Origin of the sequence: Mycobacterium sp. ENV421, assembly GCF_002887815.1 — a bacterium.
Taxonomy (GTDB): domain Bacteria; phylum Actinomycetota; class Actinomycetes; order Mycobacteriales; family Mycobacteriaceae; genus Mycobacterium.
In genome coordinates, this window is record NZ_PDHO01000047.1 from 1 (window position 1) to 19,753 (window position 19,753).

General features: G+C 68.2%; 20 protein-coding genes and 1 pseudogene. 8 read left to right on the forward strand and 13 right to left on the reverse strand.

What is annotated here, in order from left to right:
* Position 1: 1 nt before the first annotated feature.
* The 4 genes from CRM90_RS27450 to CRM90_RS27465 all read right to left on the reverse strand — a co-directional run bounded on the left by CRM90_RS27450 (position 2) and on the right by CRM90_RS27465 (position 4,417).
* The gene (locus CRM90_RS27450; protein WP_142391470.1) at positions 2 to 937 is read right to left on the reverse strand and encodes a DUF5677 domain-containing protein; all 936 of its coding nucleotides are present in this window, start codon (positions 935 to 937) and stop codon (positions 2 to 4) included.
* Positions 934 to 1,506 (reverse strand): recombinase family protein, encoded by a 573-nt coding sequence (locus CRM90_RS27455; protein ID WP_102810045.1) that lies wholly within the window; start codon positions 1,504 to 1,506, stop codon positions 934 to 936. The genes CRM90_RS27450 and CRM90_RS27455 overlap by 4 nt, the downstream gene beginning before the upstream one ends.
* A gap of 189 nt (positions 1,507 to 1,695) precedes the next feature.
* Positions 1,696 to 2,391, reverse strand: coding sequence for a hypothetical protein (locus CRM90_RS27460; RefSeq protein WP_102810046.1), 696 nt, complete (start codon positions 2,389 to 2,391; stop codon positions 1,696 to 1,698).
* Between the two features lie 10 nt (positions 2,392 to 2,401).
* Positions 2,402 to 4,417, reverse strand: a complete 2,016-nt coding sequence (locus CRM90_RS27465) for a heavy metal translocating P-type ATPase (protein ID WP_233209547.1) — start codon at positions 4,415 to 4,417, stop codon at positions 2,402 to 2,404.
* A 116-nt stretch (positions 4,418 to 4,533) separates the two neighbouring features.
* On the opposite strand from CRM90_RS27465, the gene CRM90_RS27470 reads away from it, so the two are divergent.
* Positions 4,534 to 4,965, forward strand: coding sequence for a MerR family transcriptional regulator (locus tag CRM90_RS27470; RefSeq protein WP_102810048.1), 432 nt, complete (start codon positions 4,534 to 4,536; stop codon positions 4,963 to 4,965).
* Positions 4,966 to 5,039: 74 nt separating this feature from the next.
* Positions 5,040 to 5,265, forward strand: a pseudogene (locus CRM90_RS27475) (ATP-binding protein); the annotation flags it as partial.
* A 35-nt stretch (positions 5,266 to 5,300) separates the two neighbouring features.
* On the opposite strand, the gene CRM90_RS27480 reads toward CRM90_RS27475, so the two are convergent.
* From CRM90_RS27480 to CRM90_RS27490, 3 genes are read right to left on the reverse strand one after another with little or no spacing between them, the layout of a single operon-like run.
* On the reverse strand, positions 5,301 to 6,527 hold the full coding sequence (locus CRM90_RS27480; protein ID WP_102810049.1) for an MFS transporter: 1,227 nt from the start codon (positions 6,525 to 6,527) through the stop codon (positions 5,301 to 5,303).
* A complete protein-coding gene (locus CRM90_RS27485) occupies positions 6,527 to 7,414 on the reverse strand; it encodes a M56 family metallopeptidase (protein ID WP_102810050.1) in 888 nt (295 codons plus the stop codon). Before CRM90_RS27485 ends, CRM90_RS27480 begins: the two co-directional genes overlap by 1 nt.
* Positions 7,411 to 7,797 carry a BlaI/MecI/CopY family transcriptional regulator gene (locus CRM90_RS27490; RefSeq protein WP_102810059.1) on the reverse strand — a complete coding sequence of 129 codons (387 nt, stop codon included), beginning with the start codon at positions 7,795 to 7,797 and terminating at the stop codon, positions 7,411 to 7,413. Before CRM90_RS27490 ends, CRM90_RS27485 begins: the two co-directional genes overlap by 4 nt.
* A gap of 138 nt (positions 7,798 to 7,935) precedes the next feature.
* Here CRM90_RS27490 and CRM90_RS27495 point away from each other — a divergent pair, with 138 nt between their 5' ends.
* The 4 genes from CRM90_RS27495 to CRM90_RS27510 are packed head-to-tail and all read left to right on the forward strand — an operon-like array spanning position 7,936 to position 10,868.
* On the forward strand, positions 7,936 to 8,565 hold the full coding sequence (locus tag CRM90_RS27495) for a ferric reductase-like transmembrane domain-containing protein (protein WP_102810051.1): 630 nt from the start codon (positions 7,936 to 7,938) through the stop codon (positions 8,563 to 8,565).
* A gap of 2 nt (positions 8,566 to 8,567) precedes the next feature.
* Positions 8,568 to 8,783, forward strand: coding sequence for a ferredoxin (locus CRM90_RS27500; protein WP_102810052.1), 216 nt, complete (start codon positions 8,568 to 8,570; stop codon positions 8,781 to 8,783).
* Positions 8,780 to 10,000 (forward strand): NAD(P)/FAD-dependent oxidoreductase, encoded by a 1,221-nt coding sequence (locus tag CRM90_RS27505; RefSeq protein ID WP_158249072.1) that lies wholly within the window; start codon positions 8,780 to 8,782, stop codon positions 9,998 to 10,000. The genes CRM90_RS27500 and CRM90_RS27505 overlap by 4 nt, the downstream gene beginning before the upstream one ends.
* A gap of 40 nt (positions 10,001 to 10,040) precedes the next feature.
* Positions 10,041 to 10,868, forward strand: a complete 828-nt coding sequence (locus CRM90_RS27510; RefSeq protein WP_233209548.1) for a sulfite exporter TauE/SafE family protein — start codon at positions 10,041 to 10,043, stop codon at positions 10,866 to 10,868.
* Positions 10,869 to 10,970: 102 nt separating this feature from the next.
* On the opposite strand, the gene mobF is transcribed toward CRM90_RS27510, so the two are convergent.
* Positions 10,971 to 14,606 carry a MobF family relaxase gene (mobF, locus tag CRM90_RS27515; protein WP_102810061.1) on the reverse strand — a complete coding sequence of 1,212 codons (3,636 nt, stop codon included), beginning with the start codon at positions 14,604 to 14,606 and terminating at the stop codon, positions 10,971 to 10,973.
* Between the two features lie 146 nt (positions 14,607 to 14,752).
* On the opposite strand from mobF, the gene CRM90_RS27520 reads away from it, so the two are divergent.
* Both CRM90_RS27520 and CRM90_RS30575 read left to right on the forward strand, forming a co-directional pair.
* On the forward strand, positions 14,753 to 15,583 hold the full coding sequence (locus CRM90_RS27520) for an 8-oxoguanine DNA glycosylase OGG fold protein (RefSeq protein WP_102810054.1): 831 nt from the start codon (positions 14,753 to 14,755) through the stop codon (positions 15,581 to 15,583).
* A 22-nt stretch (positions 15,584 to 15,605) separates the two neighbouring features.
* Positions 15,606 to 15,773, forward strand: coding sequence for a hypothetical protein (locus tag CRM90_RS30575; protein WP_158249073.1), 168 nt, complete (start codon positions 15,606 to 15,608; stop codon positions 15,771 to 15,773).
* Between the two features lie 35 nt (positions 15,774 to 15,808).
* Here the strand turns inward: CRM90_RS30575 and CRM90_RS27525 are convergent, their stop codons facing one another.
* From CRM90_RS27525 to CRM90_RS27545, 5 genes are all read right to left on the reverse strand, one after another.
* On the reverse strand, positions 15,809 to 16,855 hold the full coding sequence (locus CRM90_RS27525; protein WP_233209549.1) for a rep protein: 1,047 nt from the start codon (positions 16,853 to 16,855) through the stop codon (positions 15,809 to 15,811).
* 434 nt (positions 16,856 to 17,289) lie between these two features.
* Positions 17,290 to 17,460, reverse strand: a complete 171-nt coding sequence (locus tag CRM90_RS27530; protein WP_308195097.1) for a toxin-antitoxin system — start codon at positions 17,458 to 17,460, stop codon at positions 17,290 to 17,292.
* Between the two features lie 284 nt (positions 17,461 to 17,744).
* Complete coding sequence (locus tag CRM90_RS27535; RefSeq protein WP_102810056.1) at positions 17,745 to 18,269, reverse strand: hypothetical protein; 525 nt, start codon at positions 18,267 to 18,269, stop codon at positions 17,745 to 17,747.
* 93 nt (positions 18,270 to 18,362) lie between these two features.
* Positions 18,363 to 18,788 (reverse strand): hypothetical protein, encoded by a 426-nt coding sequence (locus CRM90_RS27540; RefSeq protein ID WP_102810057.1) that lies wholly within the window; start codon positions 18,786 to 18,788, stop codon positions 18,363 to 18,365.
* Positions 18,785 to 19,591 (reverse strand): ParA family protein, encoded by an 807-nt coding sequence (locus tag CRM90_RS27545; RefSeq protein WP_102810058.1) that lies wholly within the window; start codon positions 19,589 to 19,591, stop codon positions 18,785 to 18,787. Before CRM90_RS27545 ends, CRM90_RS27540 begins: the two co-directional genes overlap by 4 nt.
* Positions 19,592 to 19,753: the final 162 nt, after the last annotated feature.

Genomic DNA, 19,753 nt, shown 5'->3' on the forward strand with positions numbered 1-19,753 from the left:
CTTAGTCCGGCGTGGGCCGGGGCTGCCCGATAGTTGGTGTGATGACTGCCTCGTAGTCGGGCTGGAGGTGTGGTTGGAGATCGCTGGCGCGCAGGTCGACGGGCAGTCCGGCTTCTTCGCCTAGGCGGAGCACCTCGGCAGCGTCCGGGTGCCCAGCTTTCGATACTTCGAGGACGTAGAGCGCCCACAGGCTTGAAACGGCCATACCGCGAATCAGCTCGGGCAAATCCAATTCGGCCCCGAACGGATTTATAGGACCTACGACGACATCCGGGGGAGGCGTGATGTCGAAGTGCGCACGGACGAGTCCATACGTCGGATGGACTGCCTGCGATAGATCGCGGTAGATCCCATAGAGCAAGCGGGTGGAAGAGAACCTCTCGCAGAGTTTGAAGACCGTCCAGTCCGAGACTGGTTTCTCGCCGATAAACTCACCCAACTCTTCGGCCAGGGCGGCGGACTCAGCCAGGTCGGGTGTATCAGCGGCGGCTCGCACGACCGCGTCAACAAACTCACTCGACCGTCGGTGATCCTGTAGTGACATCTGTTGTGCGAGCAGGTCTTCCCCGCCTTTGGTCCAAAGGACCCACTGCGCGGTCAGCGCGTGCTCGAACGCGATCCGAACAGATGACATGGCCACCCAGGGTGATGACGAATGCAGAGTAACCGCGGCCTCGACGTGGTTCAGCGCGTGAGCGGCCAGCGGAAAACAGACTCGAAACTTCCGGCTCAGCTCGGGGTTTAGCTCCGGTGTCGACGTCTGCTCCTGCCAAGATGTGCGCCACCGCTCAAGTGCCACGTTGACCACCGCCATCCAGGCAGCCTCCGTCTCCTCCACTCGATCGGCGTACCGGGATTCGAGCTTTGTCACCTTGCGCATTAGCTCGATGCGGGGGTCGTCACCACCTGGTGCTGGGGTACGCGGGATCTCGTTCACGTGGCGCGACCCCGGCTCAAATACCGGTACGCGGTCGCACGTCCTATGCCGAATGCAGCGGCGAGCTCGTCGACCGGTTCGCCGGTGGCCGCCAGCCGGCATAGCTGTTCCTGGCGGGCGGCGCTGAGCTTCGGCGGCTTGGTGGCTGGCAGGCTGCGCGATCGGCGGGCTTCACGTGATGCGGCGCGTCGTTCGCGGCCGAGTTCGAGTTCCAGTTCAGCCAGGGTCGCCATGATGGCGGCGACAGCGCGGCCGGTGGGGGTTGCGGTGTCGATGCCCTCGCGGAGGGCGCGCAGCACGATTTCTCGCTTGTCGAGGTCGGCGATGGTACGGGTGACTTCGGCGGCTGAGCGCCCGAGGCGGTCAATGGCGGCTACCACAACGGTGTCTCCGCTTCGTGCGTAGTCGAGCAGCGCGGCGAGACCGGGACGGGCGGTGCCGACCGCTCCAGAGAGTTCGTCGGTGAAAACCCGCTCGGGGTCCACGCCGGCCGCTGCGAGGGCGGTTCGTTGGGCGGTGAGTTCCTGGCCGGTGGTGCTGATCCGGGCGTAGCCGAGAGTGGCTGTCATTCGTCGACTGTCTCACCTGGCGGTGACAGGGCAGATGCGAGACACGCGGTGTGAGACGAGATATGAGACAGCGCCACCTGGGGCGATGCGACGGGGGAGTGGTCCCGCACGCCTGTCTCATTTCTCTACATTCGAGACAAGCACCCGATACCGGAGCGAATGATCTGCCTGTTGCGCGGCTCGCCCCAGTTATTCGCCGTCTGGCCAGGTGAAGGACACCGCATGGGGGAAGGAGTTTGGGCTGCCGTAGCCGATGACGATGTCGTCGTGGCGGTGCAGCGGGTAGCGGGCGGGGTCGGTGATCGGTTGGCCGTTGGCGTAGACGTGGACGGCCTTGTCCTGGGTGTTGTGGTAGCCGCCGAGTTGGTCGCCGGTGAAGGAGACACCCCATAGGTCGAGGAACGCGCCGAGGGTGAAGGCGTTCGACGGTTGGGACGCTTCGATGTGGACGACCCCGGTGGTGTCGTGGGTATGCATCGGCGATTCGAGCCCGGCGGCCGCGGAGATGCCGATGTCGGCGGGAACGGTCACGGGTTGCCCATCGACGTAGACCGCCATGTGGGCATGGATGTGGTAGCTCTCGTCCCCGTTGGGCGGCAGGCGCAGCGCGGCAAGCCGCGCGGGCAGGTGCGCGTATTCGGGCTGCCACGGCGCGGCGCCGGTTTGTATCCCGGGTGGCGCCGCGGAATCGACGGTGGTGGAGCCGGAACCGTCGGCCGGTGTGGCGTTGGTGTGTCGGTGGGCCAGCGTCACTCCCACCATGACGGCGAGGAAGACGACGACCACCGCGACCCCTAGGAGGTTGACCCAGTTGCGCTGCGCGCCTCTGCGGACAGCCCGCACGGTGCGGAAGGTTCGGGTGCGTTGACGGTCGGCGTTGGTCACGCCCGAAAGGCTATGACTTGGACCCGGCTCCAAGTTCAACCCCGACATCCCGCCGACGTCCGCCACGGGGGCGTAGCAGGCGGGCGGAGTTCGCGAGGATGCCGAGGTCGGGCACGGATTGGGCGGCGGCGGCCAGCATCATTGGCAGCAGCCCGGTCGCCGCCAGGGACAGGCCCACGAGGTTGTAGCCAGCGGTGAAGCCGATGTTGAGTCTGATTGCCCGCGCGGTGCGCCGGGCGATGCGCACCGCGGCCGGAACCAGCATCCAGTCTTCGCGCATCAGCGCGATGTGGGCGGCCTCGATGGCGATGTCGCTGCCCGCAGCACCCATCGCGATGCCGACGTCGGCCTGCGCCAGCGCGGGGGCGTCGTTGACGCCGTCGCCGACCATCACCACCCGATGCCCGCGGCCCTGATACTCCTGCACGATGGCGATCTTGTCTTCGGGTAGTAGCCCGGCCCGGTAGCCGATCCCGAGCGGACCGGCGACCGCCGCGGCGGTGGCCTCGTGATCGCCGGTGAGCATTTCGATCTGTTCGAAGCCCAGCCCGTGCATCTCGGCCAACGCGGCGGGGATGTCCGGTCGCGGGGTGTCGGCGGCGGCCAGCACGCCGACGAGGGTGTCATCGACGGTGACGGCGAGCAGGGTTTTGCCGGCATCGACGAGGTCACGCACCCGCGGGTCGTGGGCGGCCGCACCGAGCAGTCGCGGCCCCCCGACCGCGATGGTGGCGCCGTCAACGGTCGCCTGCACGCCGTGGCCGGGGATCGCCCGGAAGTCGCTGGGTTCGGCCAGCGGAACATCGCGCCCGGTGGCGGCGGTGCGGACCGCTTCGGCCAGTGGGTGTTCGGAGTAGCGTTCGGCACTCGCCGCCAGCCGCAGCACCTCGAGTTCGGAGCGCCCGGCCAGGGGGAGGATGTCGGTGATCTGCGGGCGGCCCAGGGTCAGGGTGCCGGTCTTGTCGATCAGCAGCACATCGGCCTTGGCCAGCGCTTCGAGGTAGCGGCCGCCCTTGATGAGCAGCCCCTGCCCGGCGGCGGCGCCGATCGAGGCCAGCACCGCGACTGGGGTGGCCATCGCGAATGAGCAGGAGCAAGCCACCACCAGCACCGCGGCCGTGGCCAGCACGTCGTTGGTCAGCAGGAAGGTCAACGCGGCCACCGTGATCACCACGGGCAGGTAGTAGGCGGAGAACCGGTCGGCGATGCGTTGCACCGGGGCCCGGTGGATCTCGGCCTGCTCCACCATGGCGACGACCCGCCCGAAGGTGCTCTGCGCACCCACCCCGGTCACGTGCACGCGCAGCGCTCCGAGGCGGGCGAACGACGCGGCGAACACCCGGCTGCCCGGCCCGGCTTCGACCGGCATCGATTCCCCGGTGATGGCCGCCTGGTCCACTGTGGCGGCCCCCGCGGTCACGGTGCCGTCCACCGGGATCTGTTCACCTGGGCGCACGATCACCGTGTCCCCGACCTGCACCGCCTCGACCGGTACTTGGACTTCGACCCCGTCGCGGTACACCCGCGCGGTGGTCGGCGCCAGCGCGGCCAGCGCCCGCACTGCCCGCCGCGCCCTGTCCTCGGTGAACCGTTCGGCGTAGTTGGCCACGTGCATGAACACCACCACCACCGCCGCCACCGGCCACTGACCCACCGCCAACGCCGCGGCCACCCCCACCGTCATCAACGTGTGCGAGGTGACCTTGCCCCGCAGTGCGGCCCGGGCGACGTTGAGGAAGATCGGGAAACCCCCGACCAGAACCAACGCCAGGCCTACCAGGAACGGCACCCGATCGGTGAGCTGCTCGAAGATCCCCAGCCATTCACCGACCACCACCACCAGCAGCACCAGGCCCACGATCAGCCCGAACAACGTCAACACCGGCCGGGCGAAGCCGAACCGGCCCGACCCGGCGGCCAGCGACGACGCAGTCGAGCAGCTATCGCCACACCCGCCGCACTCCAGTTCCATTGCGGCTCCAGCCGTTTCGGTACCTGGCAGCGGCGCAATCGGTCGACTCGTCACGGGTCACTCCCTCCAAGGGTCAACGCTCGCCGAGGACTCGTGCGGCGTCTATCGACTACTCTAGAACTTGGAGTGCACTCCAGAGTCAACCCCAAATCCGCGGAAGAATCAGTGCCATGGCCGAGACCACCACCAGGCCCGCTCAGGGCTGGACGATCGCCGCGCTGGCCACCCAGGCCAGCGTGAAACCCGACACCATCCGCTATTACGAACGCATCGGCCTCCTACCCAACCCGCGCCGGACCAGCGGGGCGCACCGCCGCTACGACACCGCCACCCTCGACCGGCTGCGGTTCATCCAAGGAGCTCAACGCCTCGGGCTGCGCCTCGACCAGATCGGCGACCTGCTCGCCATCCGCGACACCGGCGTCTGCCCCTGCGAACCCGCTGCCACCCTCCTACACCGCCGGCTCACCGACCTCGACGCCGAGATCGCCCGACTCACCACGCTGCGCGCCGAACTGCTCACCATGGCCCAAGCCCTCCCCGCCGACAACTGCCCCGACCCAGCCCCTGGAACATGGCGCCCACCGCCCCACGCCGCGTGAATCCGGTCTAATCGACACCTTGCGCGACACACACCCGCAGACTGTTGAGACAACAATTGGGCTACACGGATTAGGACCGTCGCGGAGCCGAATTGCCGTTCCAGGTGTTGACCGAACGCGAAGAGAAGAACAGCGTGGCCATCGCCTCCAACGACAGCTTCGACTCCTGGACGAAGACTTTCACCGATCCGCGACTATGCGTGGGCGATTGTCGACCGACTTGCGTTCGGCGGCAACACCATCGAGATCGGCACCGACTCCCACCGGCTGGCCCACACCAAAGGCCAAAGCCCACCATGAGGCGAGCTGAGCCAGCAAGCACCCGGAAGTGACGGTTAAACAGTGACCTTGCGACGCAGTGTGGTGACGGCCAGGAACACCAGCGCGAGAACCTGCACCGTTACCACGACGGTGATCAAGGTGGCGGTGGAGTGTTCGTAGAGGTATCCGGTCAACGCCCCGCCGCCGGCGGTGGCCACACCCAGGACGGCGGCGTAGAGGCCGTAGGCGCTGGCCCGTCGATCGGGCGCGACGAGGTCGGCGACCACGGCTCGCAGCGTCGATTCCTGGATGCCGACCGCGGCTCCCCACAGCAAGGCCCCGGCGATCACCCACCACGTGTTGGTGGTGAACGCCGCGACGGGGATGGCGATCGCCAAGATCGGCAGCACGATCAGAACACGGGGGCCGGTGCGGTCATACGCCCACCCGGTGGCCAGCGCCGCCAGCGCGTCGACCCCCATCGCTGCGGCGTAGATCAACGGGACCGCCGCGGCCGGAAGGATGCCGCGGGCCACCATGTGGAAGGACAGCACCCCGAAGGTGGCGAAACCGAGCATGGTGGCGGCGGTGAAGACGGAGTAGATCCAGAATTGTCGGGGCATCGCCGCCCACCATCGGGTCACCGGTCGGTCCGATCCCTCGTGCGCGGATTCCGTTGGCGCAGGCGTGGGTTCGTAGATGGCGGGGTTGGGGACGCGGATGCGCAACCGCACCAGCAGCGCTAGGACGGCCACCCCGGGGATGGCCAGGACTCCGAGTGCGGGGCCGTAGTGCCCGCCGGTGAGGGCGAGCATCCCGGCCACCACCAGCGGGCCGATCAGGGCGCCGATCTGGTCGAGGGCTTCATGCACGGCGAACCCGCGGCCGCGGCCGGTCGCGCCCGCGGCGAAGGACAGCAGGGTGTCCTTCGCGGGGCTGCGGATGGCCTTGCCGACCCGTTCGGCGATTACCAAACCGCATGCCACCCAGAGGATTCCGGTGAGACCGAGCACGGGGACGGTGATCACGGTCAGGGCGTAACCGGCGATCGTCCAGGCCCAGAACCGTTGGGTGCGGTCGGTCAGCGGGCCCGACACCAGCCGCAGCAGCAGCGCGGAGGCCTCCCCGATGCCGGTGACCACCCCGACCACCAGGGCCGTCGCCCCCAGGGACGCCAGCAGGGGGCCGGTGATGGAGCGGGCGCCTTCGTAGACGAAGTCCGCGAGCAGGCTGATCGTGCCGAAGGACACGATGAAACGCCACGCACTGACCCCGCCCGAGGCGCGGACCGGACTGCTCATCAGAGCATGGCGAGGAGTCGGCAGCAGGCTCCGGCCGCGTCGGCCAACGCCGCCATCGCCATCGCCGCGAGGACGAGGCTGGGCAGGACCGCGATCCACCGATCCGGTGTGGGACCGGTGCTCAGTGCCCGCACCCGGGAGGCCACCGCGTGTTCCGCGTACGCCAGCACCCCGGAGGATCCAGCTGGTCCGGCCAGTGCGGCGCGGGCCAGCGATCGGGCCGCGACCGGGCGCCCGGTCGCGGTGGCGGCGTGTTCGTCGGCGCAGCGTTCGATCTGGAAGCCGATCTGGCGATCCAGTTGCCGCAGTGCCGGATTGACCGCGGCGGCGAGTCGGGAGACCATCCGGTAGCGGTGGTGATGTCCGCTCAGGTGCGCGCGTTCATGGGCCAGCATCGCCCGACGCTCGGCTGCGTCGAGGGTGCTGAGCATGGCGGTGGACACGATGATCGTCCCCAGACCCGACGGGACCGCGTAGGCGTAGGGCCGTTCGTCGTCGAGGACGAGCAACTCGCCGTCGTGGCCGGCCACCACCCGACGCAGATCGTTCAGTGCCGCCCGTTCCCCGCGGATCACCCGCCAGGCCCGCACCACAGCCACCGCGAGCATCATCGTCGCGGCGGCGCCCAGCGGCCAGGGCACCGAATCCGCGGCCAGCAATGCGCGGGCAGTGTCGGGGTCCAATCCCCAGCCCACCAGCGCCACTGGGCGCAGGACGCCGCCGATACCGAGGAGGAGCAACGTCGTCACCGTCGCGGTCCCGGTGAGGAGGGCGACCGCGCCCAGGACCCGGGTCGCGACGGATGGGGACAGCCACTGCCCGAGCACCGGGGCCATCCCGGCCAGGATGAGCACTGCGAGCAGCGGCAGGTAGACGGTATAGATCATCGGCGTCGCTCGCGGCTGCGATCCAGGAGGGTCCGCAGCGCCGCTTCGTCGTCGGCGTCCAGGGCGTCGACGAAGCCCTGCAGCACCGCGGTGCGGTCGACGTCTCCGGCCAGCACCGCGGTCATCAGGCCGGCGGCGTGCTCGGCGCGGGCCCGGACCGGCCAGTACACGAAAGCCCGGCCGGCCTTCTTGCGGTGCAGCTGCCCCTTGTCGAACAGCCGTGACACCACCGTGAGCACGGTCTTGTAGGCCAGATCCGGCGCCTCGAGCGCCTCATGCACCTGCGCGGCGGTCACCGGCCCGGCCGCCGCCCAGAGCGCGGAGAGCACCTCGGACTCCAACGCCCCGGACTCCCGCCGCACCCGTGAAGATCGACCGCTCATCTGCACCACCTCCACCACCTCGGCACCCCGAACTCGATGTGTGACCGGTGCGCCCACCGCACCCACTAATCTTACGTCGTGTAAGACTCTTACAGAACGTAAGAACAACAGGTCGACAGTAACGGTCAGGAGATCACGATGCTGGTGTGGGCGAGGAACACCGCACTGACACAGGGTGCACGACTGGTCGCCGAAGGCGACTACACCCCCTATGACCAGGGGGTGCGGCACATCGCGACGATCGCCGGCTACCTGTGTTACGGGATGATGGCACTGACGGTGTGCTTCGGGATCCTGACCACCACCGGGTGGGCGCGGCGCCAGATCACCCGCCCCGCATTGACCAGTACGCACATGGTCCTGGCGGTGAGCACCTTGACCTTTGGGGTGCTGCACGCGGTGTCCTACGTCTTCCAGACCGGGGAACACTTCACCCCGTTCAACGCGGTGATCCCGTTCGTCGCCGGCGGTGAGTTCGAGGTCGGCCTGGGCATCGTCGGTTTGGAGTTGGCGGTGGCGATCGCACTGTCGATCGTGGTGCAACGCCGGCTGGGGTATCGGCGGTGGCATCTGCTGCACTACCTGGCCTACGCCGCGTTCGCCCTGTCACTGGTCCACACCATCACCACCTCCGCCGAAGTCCAGACCTTTGGCTTGGTCGGGATCGCGGTGTTCGGGCTGGCCGCCGCCTGCGTCCTGTTGTGGGTGCTGCGGATCCTGCCCGCCACCACCGCCGTCGGGCTGCGCTTCGCCCCGAAAGAGGCGTGAGGATGACCGATCGACCGCCGGTGACCGTCAGCGTCGACAAGAGTCACTGCCAGCTCTACGGCATCTGCCAGGCCGAAGCCCCCGACGTGTTCGATCTCGGTGCCGACGGGCGGCTGCGCTACCACAGCCGCGCCGCCGGCGGTGACAGCGACGCGGTCCGCCAAGCCGCCCGGTGCTGCCCGACCCAGGCCATCACCCTCACCGAGCGCCGCCCGTGACCACCCGGACGACCGCACATCGGATCGTCATCGCCGGGGCCGGCTTGGCCGGACTGTCAGCGGCCGAACGGCTCCGCGAACGCGGGCACACCGGGGAGGTCGTGATCGTCGGCGACGAACCGCACCGGCCCTACAACCGCACACCGCTGTCGAAAGGCCTTCTCACCGGCGAGGTGTCGCGACACGATCTCCCGCTACGCAGCTACACCGAGCTGGACGCGACGTGGCGCCTGGGCACCCCGATCCTCGGGCTCGACCTCGACCAGCACCACCTCCTGCTGCCCGGCGGTGAACACCTCGACTTCAACGGGCTGATCATCGCCACCGGCGTGCAAGCCCGCCACCTGCCCGACGCCCCCGTACATCTGCCGCACGTGCGGATGCTGCACACCCTGGCCGACGCCGACGCCATCGACCGCGCACTCGCCAAGGCGAATCACGTGGCGATCGTCGGGGGCGGGTTCATCGGCTGCGAAATCGCCGTCACCGCCCGCGCCCGCGGTCTGCACGCCACCATCGTCGACCTCACCCCGACGCTGCTCGCCCGTTCCCTCGGCCCGGCATTGGGGGCCATCGTCGGCGACATCCACCGCGACGCCGGCGTCCGGCTGCACCTCGGCGTGGGCGTACATGGCTGGAGTGAAACCCCCTCCGGGGTAGAGCTCACACTCGACGACGGCGAAACCCTCACCGCCGACGCCGCCGTCGTCGGGATCGGCACGTTTCCGCGCACCGACTGGCTGACTGGCTGCGGCCTGGACCTCACCGACGGTGTCCTCTGCACACCCACCTGCCACGCCCAGGACGTGGCAGGCAACGCGGTGGAATCCGTTGTCGCAGCTGGTGACATCGCCCAGTGGCCCAACACGAGGTTCGACACCACACCGCGCCGCATCGAACACTGGATCAACGCCATCGAAATGGGCCAAGCCGCCGCCGAAGCCCTCCTCGCCGGCCCCCACGCGGCCCGACCGTTCACCCCGATCCCACGGTTCTGGTCCCACCAACACGGTGTCCGCATCCAATCCCTCGGAATGCCCGCCCTCGGCACCGAGATGGTCATCCTCGACGGCACACCCGAGAGCCGGCGGTTCGTGGCTGGGTTCACCCGCCCCGCACCCGAGGGACCGATCCTCGTCGGTGCCGTAGCCCTGGACTCGCCGCGGGCACTTCTGCGCCATCGCGACCACATCGGCCATGTGCTGAGCGTCGGCTAAAACCCGGTTACCGGGCGGCGGGCGTCTACCGTCCGAAGGTGTGATCAATGCCCGCGACGAGACTGGTGCAGCGGAGCCCGGCTTCGGGCGACGGCACTGGCCGGCCGTGTTCGGATCGGGTGCGGTGATCGGGCTGTTGGGTGGGCTGATCGGGCTCGGAGGTGCCGAATTCCGGCTCCCCCTGCTGATCGGAGTGTTCGGATTCGCCGCGCTGCAGGCGGTGATCCTCAACAAGGCGATGAGCCTGATCGTCGTGGCCACCGCGCTGCCGGCGCGGTTGTTCAGCATCCCATTCGCCGACGTCTTCCCGCATTGGACGATCGCGGTGAACCTGCTCGCCGGTAGCCTTCTCGGTGCCTGGATCGGTGCGAGCTGGGCGACTCGGATGCGGTCGGCGACGCTGTACCGCGTCCTGGCGGTGCTGCTCGTCGGGATCGCGGCGACGCTCGTCGCCACCCACTTCGGCCATGTCGGTGCGCTCGATCTTCCGGTGGCCGCGCGGATCACCGCAGGTGTCGTTGCGGGTGTACTCATCGGCATCGTGGCGGCGTTGATGGGCGTCGCCGGCGGTGAACTGCTGATCCCGGCGATCGTGCTGCTGTTCGCCGTGGACATCAAACTCGCAGGCAGCCTGTCCTTGATCGTCTCCCTGCCGACGATGCTCGTCGCGTTCGCCCGCTACAGCCAAGACCAAAGCTTCGCCGTGCTCCGACTCAACACCCGGTTCGTCCTGGTCATGGCCGCCGGATCGATCACCGGAACACTCGTCGGCGGCCTGTTACTCGGCCACGTCCCGAGCCTGGTGCTCATCCCGCTCCTAGCCGCCCTGCTGATGCTCTCCGCGGTCAAGGTGTGGCGGCACGCCTAAACGACGCGCCGTTCCGGCCGGACTGACGTCACATTCGAACGCCCATCACCGCAGCATCCCCGACTAAACCCTGGCGACCCGCAGCAACCGCGACGGCGGTCTTCAGAGTTCGAGACCGTCGTCGCGGTCCAGACCACGGTCGCGGTCGCGGCTGCGCGTCATGCTGGTGATGAAGCGTTCCCGTGCGGTGACCTCGTCGCTGAACGTGCGGGCCTGGTCGGTGTGGCGGGCCAACAGTTCCGCCGCCACCACGGTGGCGGGACCCTCGACACCGGCACCGGCACCGGCGGCGGCGGCGGCCAGGTCGCGCCGGGTGCGGTCTATGACGTTGTCGCGCTGGCTGTTTCGGGTGGGCGTCCCGATGTGTTGGGCCCAGGGCAGGGCTTCCCGGAGCACCTCGACCCCCTCGTTGGTGCGATCCGCGCTGCGGTCGGTGCCCTCCGTGGTGATGAGGAGCAGTTTGGTGTTGGTGCGGGTCGCGGCCAGCTCGACCAGGGAAGCCAGCAGGGTGGGGTGGAGGTGGTCGGCGTCGTCGACGATGACCAGCGATCCGCCCGGCGGCAACGTCCAGCTGCCGTCCTGGAAGTGCTTCACCGCCGAGCCGGGGCGGCGGATGGTGTCGGCGTACCCCAGCTCGGCAGCCCGGTCGGCCGCAGCCTGGGTCGCCGGCAACGCGAGGACACCGGGTCGGGCTTGGTTGTGGGAGAACGGCATCCGCTTCTGGTGGGCGCGGGCGGCGGCGGTGATCGCGGCCAGGGCGGCGGGCTTGTCGTCGGCGGCGTCGGGGTGGATGGTCAGGACTTGCACGGCGTGCAGGTCGCCGGCGATCGCGGCGACCGCTTTGCGGTGCGGTTCGCCGATCTCGGCGAACGCCTTCGCGGCGGCGGAGTAGGGGTACCCGCCTGCGCCGCTGCGCCCTGTGGCGGCGGTCTCGAGTAGTTCGACCGCGGCCCGCAGTGCGGGGAGCTCGGCGGCCACCTCCCGCTCCACCGCCTCGTTCCCGAGGTGGCGGCGATACGCGGTCCGACACGCCGCGACGGTCCGGTCGTGGGTGTCGAGCAGCTCTTGCACTGACTCCGGCAGTAGGGCGCGGTCGGTGTCGGCGGCGGTCTGTAGGACGGTGCGGGCGCGGTCGTCACGTCCCAGCACGGTGCGCAGCAGGGCGGCGGCCTGGGCGCTGGTGCCGCGCCGCGCCTGATGCACCCCGACGGTGGGTTCGGCGTGTTCGTGGTCGCCTTCCCCGGCGATCCTGTCGTAGAGATACACCGAGTTGGATGCGCGGCCGCGGGTCATCGCGACGTACGCCGCGGCCCGGTTCGCGCCCTCCCCCAACACGGCATGCGTGGTGTCCGCGGTGGCGCCTTGGGCGGCGTGCACGGTGACCGCGTAGCCGTGGGTGACGTGCTCGGTCAGGTAGTCCCCACTGAACGCCGCCCGGGCCCCATCGGAGATCCGCCGCGCCGCGATCCGGTCGTTGTCCGGGTCGACTTCGAAGACCTGCCAGCGGTTACCGTTGCGCACCGGCGCACCGTCCACCTTCGTGTATTCGGTGGCGTCGTACACCGAGATGGTGGGGTCGTTGCGGCGGGTGATGATCACGTCCCCGACCGCGATCTGGTGTCCCCGCGCCGCCACCACGTGGGGGGCGTCGGGGTTGATCGTGTCGCCGTGGATGCGGGTGTTGAGGGCATCGGCCATCTCCCAGGTGTCGGCGATCAACAACCCATCCCGACCCGCCCGCTGATCGGCCCGCCACGCGTCGAGGGCGTCGGCGGCCATGGCGACCGGGTCCCCGGTGTGCAACCGGTTCTGGCGGCGGTACCAGCCGACGGCGCGGCGCAGCAGTGCCGGCCCACCGTCACGAACGGCCAACGACGACTGGCGTTCAGCCGCGTCGGTCATCCGCCACACCTCCGACAACCGCTGCGCCCACGGCACATCGCTGCAGAGTTGGGCGAACATCCCACCCCTCGCCTTCACCGGCGCCAATTGGTGGGCATCACCCACCAAGACCGTCTTCACCCCCGCCCCGGTGGTCGCCGACAGCAACTCGTGGAGGTCGGTGGTGCCGACCATCCCGGCCTCATCCACCACGATCAGCACCGACGGATCCAACGCCAAAGTGCCCTCCCGTAGGGATCGCAGCGCCTTCGCCACCGTGAACCCTGCATCCCCGGCCCCTTCGCGGACCGCGACGTCCACGGCCTGGCCGGTCGGGGCCAGCACCAGCACCCGCCGACCGTCTGTGTTCGCCGCCGAACGCAGCGCTGTGAGAGAGGTGGTCTTGCCCGCCCCGGCCGGTGCGGACAGCGGCTGAATCAGCCACGGGGACGTGCCGATCGCGGTGATCGCCCGGCCCTGATCCGCCGACAATTCTGCGGCCTGAACTGCCGCCGTCACGGTCGTTTCCGGGAGTGCGGCGCGGTCGTTGCGGGTGTCGATCAGGCCGATGACTGCGGCCTCTTCGGAGATGATTTCCGGGGCGGTAAACCGCTCGGAACCTTCCCGCTGCGCTGCCGTGCGTTGCGCGGTGATCCTCATCCCCACCCGGTCGACGATTGCCTCGATCAGGGTCCGCGGGGTGCCCGGCGCGCCCTCGATGTGCACGGGCAGGACCGGGGCGATCGCCTCCACCAAATCAGCGCGGGTGAACGCTGGTTTGTCGATGCCCGCGGCCGCGGCGCGGGCCAGTCTTAGGGGGTTCACCCCCCGTTTCTCGGTCGCGATCCGCGCCGCCCGGGCTGCTTGGTGCGCGGCCTCGTCGATGACGAAACCCCGCCCATCATCAGCCCATTGCTGGCGCAGTTCCGCCCACGCCAAATGCTCCGGTTTGGCCGGTCGGGTGGCTTTCTGCGCGGCCGCCAACTGCCCCTGCGTGAGCCCTTTCGCACTGTCGACGACGGTGAGGTTGTTGGCCGCCCACTCCCGCAACTGCGTGGACCGTGTCGACCATGCCCGAATCATCGTGGGGGTGATCCCGGCGACGTCGGCCATCCCCGTCGACGGATCAACTGGCGCCCATTCGATCCCCACCGACAGGTGCAGTTCCCGACGCAGCGTGGCCTGATAGATCATCCCCGCCGCCCGCGCTTCGTGAATCAGCGACGTCCCATCCAACGACACCAACTTCCCATCGGAACGGGCCTGCCGATTCGGCACCAGGACATGGGTGTGCAGGTGCGGATCCCCCGCCCGCGACGTCTCGTGCTGATACGCCGCCGCCACCACACCGGGCAAGGAAACCAGGTCCTTTTCACCAGTGATCGGATTGTGCACCCGGCTGTACCCCGCATGATCCGCCAGGTACTCCAGGGCTTCGGTGATCGCCACCTGATGCGCCGCACCGACCGCCTTCTGGGTCACGTCATCACCGAACGCGCGCACCAACGACACACTCTTGGGGGCGCAGAACGTCAGATCGAAACCGTGCACCCCCCGCTTGCCGTGGGACCGTCCGCACTCCCCGGATGGTGCGCATCCGTCGTCGAGCCACCGCGCCACCACCTCGGGATCGGCATCCCCGCCGGCACGCTCACCGTCGGTCAAACCCACCATCTCCGCGGCCGCGGCCGCATCCCCGGCGCACACCCACACCGGGGTCCGCGAATCCCGCTCCGAGTAGTACTCCGCCAACCCCCCACCCGCGGTTTGAGCATCCTTCGCAGCCTGCCCCGCCGCGCGGGCGGTGTCGTTGTAGTAGTTCACCGACCACCGCGACAACTTCGCCACCGTCAACACCCACACCACCCCCAACCACGTCCAAGGCCGCCCGCCAAACCGCTAGGGAAAGAGCCAAACGGACGGCACCACCAGCATCGCACAAAACTTGTGCAAATGTGCCAATGGTCTTAGTCGGGTAGAATAGGTGTCGGAGGTCACGGGAGATGAGCGGTGTGAACGAGCAGGACGCGGGGCTGGTGCTGCCAAAGGAATGCGTGGCGTGGTGTCAGGCGCAGGACTACGGGGTCAGCGTGTGCGACGACATGGCCGGAATGGACCTGGACTGGTGGAACACCCGACTAACGCGGCACGCGATCCCCACCCGAATCATCGGGCGCGAGGCCGACGGCGCACCCGCCGATCACGGCCTCTGCTACCTCCGCCGCGCGGACCTCACCGGCGACCTCGACACCGACCCGTCAGCCGTGCCTGGGTCACCCGATCTGGCCGTGCTCTACCGCGCCGCGGCGTGGCTGTCCGGACATCCCGATCGTGACCGGCGCCGGTGCTTCCCCGACGTCCGCACCCCCGCATCGTCGGGCGGTGAGTTGGATGCGGTCACCGCTGCCCTAGCGGCATGCCGACACACCCCCTGGCAGGCGATCCCGGACGCCACCTCTGGGCGGCGGTGGTCGGGCTGGGCACACACCCCCGGCGTCGGCCCTGCCGTGGTCTCGCTATACCTGTGGGTTACCCACCACGTCACGCCCACAGTCACCGGTCCCCTCTTACGAACCTCGACGGCGGTGAGGCCGGTGGTGGGGCCGCAGCTGCTCGATCAGCAGGCAGTCACGTCTCTAGTTCATCTGGGGTGGGTGGGTGAACCGGTCGCGGCCCGGTTCACCTGGGGGCAGTATCTGCGGTACTGCGAGCTGTTGTGTGAATGGGCGACTCAGTGCGAGGTGGCGGTGGAACTGGTCGAGATGTGGTTGGTGAGGCGGTGGCGGGAGCGCACCGCAACGCGACGCTCTCTACACACCCAGTGGCATCGATGACGTCGACGACGAGGCGGTTGGGGTGACCTCAGCGGAGTCGGCGTTGATGTGCATGCTGATCGATCACGGCGGCCCAGGGGCCGACGCACTGGTGCGTTGGTTGGTCACCGGAGAGCACGTCGTCGGTAACGGCAGGTCCACCGTCGATCGTGGGTGGCCGTTGCCCGCCACGCCGAACCCGTGGATGTAGCTGCCGGTGCCGTGTCAGCCTTGGCTGGCAACCGGTCATGGTGCTGAATGTCTGTGCGGCGTGTCCTGGCCATCAGGTGCGTCGTCGTTTCGTGCTATCAACCGCGCGCGTCGTCGCGGTGTCGCTGAAGGCGCGTTGAGCGTGCGGTTGGTGTGCCCACTGCTGGTGCGTTGGGCGCTGTCGGTGAGCACGCGGCGGATCTCTTCTCGGGCCGCGGCGATCCGAGCCCGCGACGCCTCGGTGAGCACCACCGGTCGCGGCGTCTGGTCGATGCTGACGGCGGCGGAGCCGCCGTCCTTTGTCGGGGCCTCGGGGGGCGACCAGGACAGCCGACGTAACCGGCTGTGCAGGAACGCGCCAGGATTGGCGATGTGGTCGGGCCAGGTCAGCCCTCGGGCGCGCATGTCGGCGTTGAGCTTGTCGTTGACTGCGCGTGCTGACCACACGTCGGGGTCAATGCCGGCGGCGGTGAGTGCGTCGCAGATGGCGCCGATGTGGGCGCGGTCCAGGCCGTGCGTGATCGCGAGGAGTCCAGCGGCGAGTCGCTGGATGGCCAGCGGGCGCGTGGTGCTGCGCCACGGCCGGGCTCGTTGCGGTGTGTTGTCGGAGATTCTGTGGGCGGGTGCGCTTGCGCGCCCGCTTGGTGAGTAACTCCCTACGGGAGAAGAAAGACCAACACCGCCTAGCGGCGGTAGGTGGAAATCATGCACAACTGGACGCGTGACTGGACGGGGATCGCGGCGCGGCACCAGGTGGTACACCGAGGGGCGCCGGCCGATGCTGGGGGTGCCTGGTGAGCCGTGGCCTCGCTGCGCCTCGACGGCCCACTGGGACACTCGTAGGACTCGCCAGGCAGCGGTGATCGTGCGTACGTCACAACCCACCCGGGAGGCGATCGTCGCGCGCGTGACGGCGACGTGGCGGCCGGTGGCGTGGTCGGCGTGCTCGGCCATCACCGCGGCGATCGACAACAGGGTGGCCGAGGTGATCGACACCCGTTCCTCGGCGCACAGCTGGCCCAAGGCCGGTGAAAGTGCCCACTGGCGCAGACCGTCGAGCCAGCCGGCGCGACTTGTCCACATCGGCGCGCGAGGTGCACACGCCCCGGCGCGCTGCACCCACTCGCGGCGTCGTTCGTTCGCCAGAGCGCGCACGCCACGCGGGCTGGGAGCGGCAGGAGCTACAGACGCACCGAGCGACGTCGGCCACGTACTGCTCGCCCGACGTGATCGGGCGGTCGAGAGGTCACGATTAACACATGAGTTGCGCGGCGTACCTGGTACGTCGAGCAGGCGTGCGCTACCGTGAGAGCTGTCCATCAGACAGTCCCTTCGGGGACATGGGTGCGGAGAACCCTGAACCGAGTTCGCAGCTCGGTTTGAATCTCCAGACGTGGCCCCGCCCTAGGCGGGGCCTTCGTCAATTCAGCGGGGTTTCCGCACGCCAGCTATTCAGATGTCACATCTGCCAAGAGGCTCGCCGCCAAGACGAGAAGTTGAGCCTCTGACGTATGTCGTCACATCGCCAACGGCAGGGCCTCCTTGTTGAGTTCGCGAACCAGCTCTGGATGGCCGGCTTGGATGGCCAACAGGTCAGCCACGTATTGCGAGACAGACATGCCTCGGGCGGCGGCTTGCTGCTTGATCTTTTCGGAAACGAGACGCTCCGGGCGGGTTAGCAGTTCCACGCGGTCGCCTTTACGGGGTCGAGGCATGTTTCGAAGACTGCCAGCAAGATCGCGGTATCTGATACAGGACACGCCCCTTTTGGTGATGTTTTTGTGGCGGGTGGTGTCAACTGATGCGGAGCGGTGTCAATGGATGCGCAGCGGTGTCAATGGATGCGCATTGTTGTCAACTGATGCCTATGCCCGTAGCATTCTTGGTGCCTGTTGCGTTGAGCTTCAGGAAGTGAGCCCGAGACCCGGCCGGACGACCGTGGCGCTCGGGCTTTGCGCTTTCTCGGGCCTGGTCAGACGTCTCGCGTGGCTGTGACCGCTGGGCCGATCAGAGTGCGCCAGGACCCACCTTTGGCCCAGCACCAGGCGACGGCATCGGGGACAGCCAGCAGGGCCTCGGCGTGGGATTGTTTGTGCTCGTAGCGCAGGGTGTCGCGGCAGTCGGCGGCACGGGTGTATTCGATGAGTTTCTGGTTGTCGAACTTCACCATGGTTTCGTCCTCGTCGAGGATGATGTGCGCCTCGCCCAGGCTGGCGTGGTCGTCAACGAGGGCCTGTAGACATGCTGACCGGCGTTGGCGCTCGTTGCGGTGTTGAGGACCGACGCGGTAGACGGTGGCTTGCACGCCGGCATCGACGAAGGCCTGAGCGATGGTGCGTTTGCGGCCGTCTTTCTCGTCCTTCATGTGCAGGTAGCGCTGCCCAGGCAGGAGCAGACCGCGCACCATCTGGCGCAGTCCGGTGAGATCTGTCGAGACGTGGACGCTGGCCACAAGCAGGTAGTCGCGCTGCTTGGTCTCGTCGACGTAGATGTGCATGGGCAGGAACGGTAGTTACCTACCGTGCAGCCCTTGGGGGTGAACAGCTACTACCAGCACGTTTACGGGAAACTGCTCCGGCTGATCGCCTGATCACGGCATGCGGTCGTTGTGGTCTGGCCTGGGGATGCCCGCGCCGTCCAGGTAGGTGTTGATGGCATCGTCCACGGTGTCGGTGATGACGTATCCGCGCGCTTTGATCCATTCCAGTCGCGCCAACGTTCCCGAGTGCAGCTGTGTCGCGAACGGGTTCTTCGCCTTGCGTTGCCGGGGCTTCAACCGCACTGCGGCCGGCTCGACCGACTCATGATCCTGGCCCGGTGCCGGTGCCGGTGCCGCCTCAGGTGCGGACGGAGTTTCATCGTCCGGTCGCGGCTCGGCCTCTGCTGCCGGTGCCGGTGCCGGTGCCGCGGGAGTCTCCTCGGCCTGGACCCGGGCGGCCTGCGCCCGGCGCTCTGCACGAGACAGGGGCTTGGTGGACCCCACCTCCAAGCCACTGGGTTTCGATGCTGCGTTCATGCTGCTTGCCGCCTCGCCACGATCCGTTCGGCGATCTCTCGGTATGCCACTGCCGCCGTGCAAGTGGGGGCGTGTACGTGGACGGGGACGCGTTTTCCTTTGGCCTCGACCACCCGCACGGTATGCGGGATTTCACCCAGGTACGCCCCGCCTGCGGACCACTCCCCCCAATCGGTGCGCAACTGCCGGCGAACGTCCTTGCTGGCCTTCGGGTTGCCGTCAAAGTCGGCTAGCAGCACGTAGCGGATTTCCACGTCAGGATTGAGCGTCTCTTGAACATCGAGAACGGCGTTGCCCAGCTCAACCAGGCCGTCGATTTCGTCGGGGCCGGCCTTGAGGACCGCCAACACGTAATCGGCGGCCGCCAGTGCCGCCGTCGTCAACTCCCCCAATGCCGGCGGGCAGTCCATCAGCACGAAGTCATAGCCCTCTAGGTCGTCGAGCTGGCGGGCTAGCCGCAGCTGACCGCCCGAACCGAGCCCCGTGCGCTCCAGCTCCTTGAGCGCGAGATGGCCGGGCGCGACGTCGATGCCGAACTGGCTCGACCTGATGACCTGCGGCAGCGGAACCCGCATCGCCCTGTCTGGGTGCAGCACCTCGTACATCGAGGCATCGTCGGCGCCGAGGTCGACGCCGAGCCCCTTGGTGCTGTGGGCCTGCTGATCCATGTCGATCAGGAGGACGCGGAACCCCATCGCAGCGAGGCTGGCAGCCAGGTTGATGGTGGTGGTGGTCTTGCCCACGCCTCCCTTTTGCAGCGCTACCGCCACGATTTCGCACTGCCCATCTGCGGAAACATTCATGGATGCGATCTTACTAACTAACATGTAAACATGTCTACATGTAGCCTTACATGTAAGTACGCATGTATGCATTTACGCCGGCCAGGGTCCACTCAAGGCGGCGTCGACTTAGTCCGGCGTGGGCCGGGGCTGCCCGATAGTTGGTGTGATGACTGCCTCGTA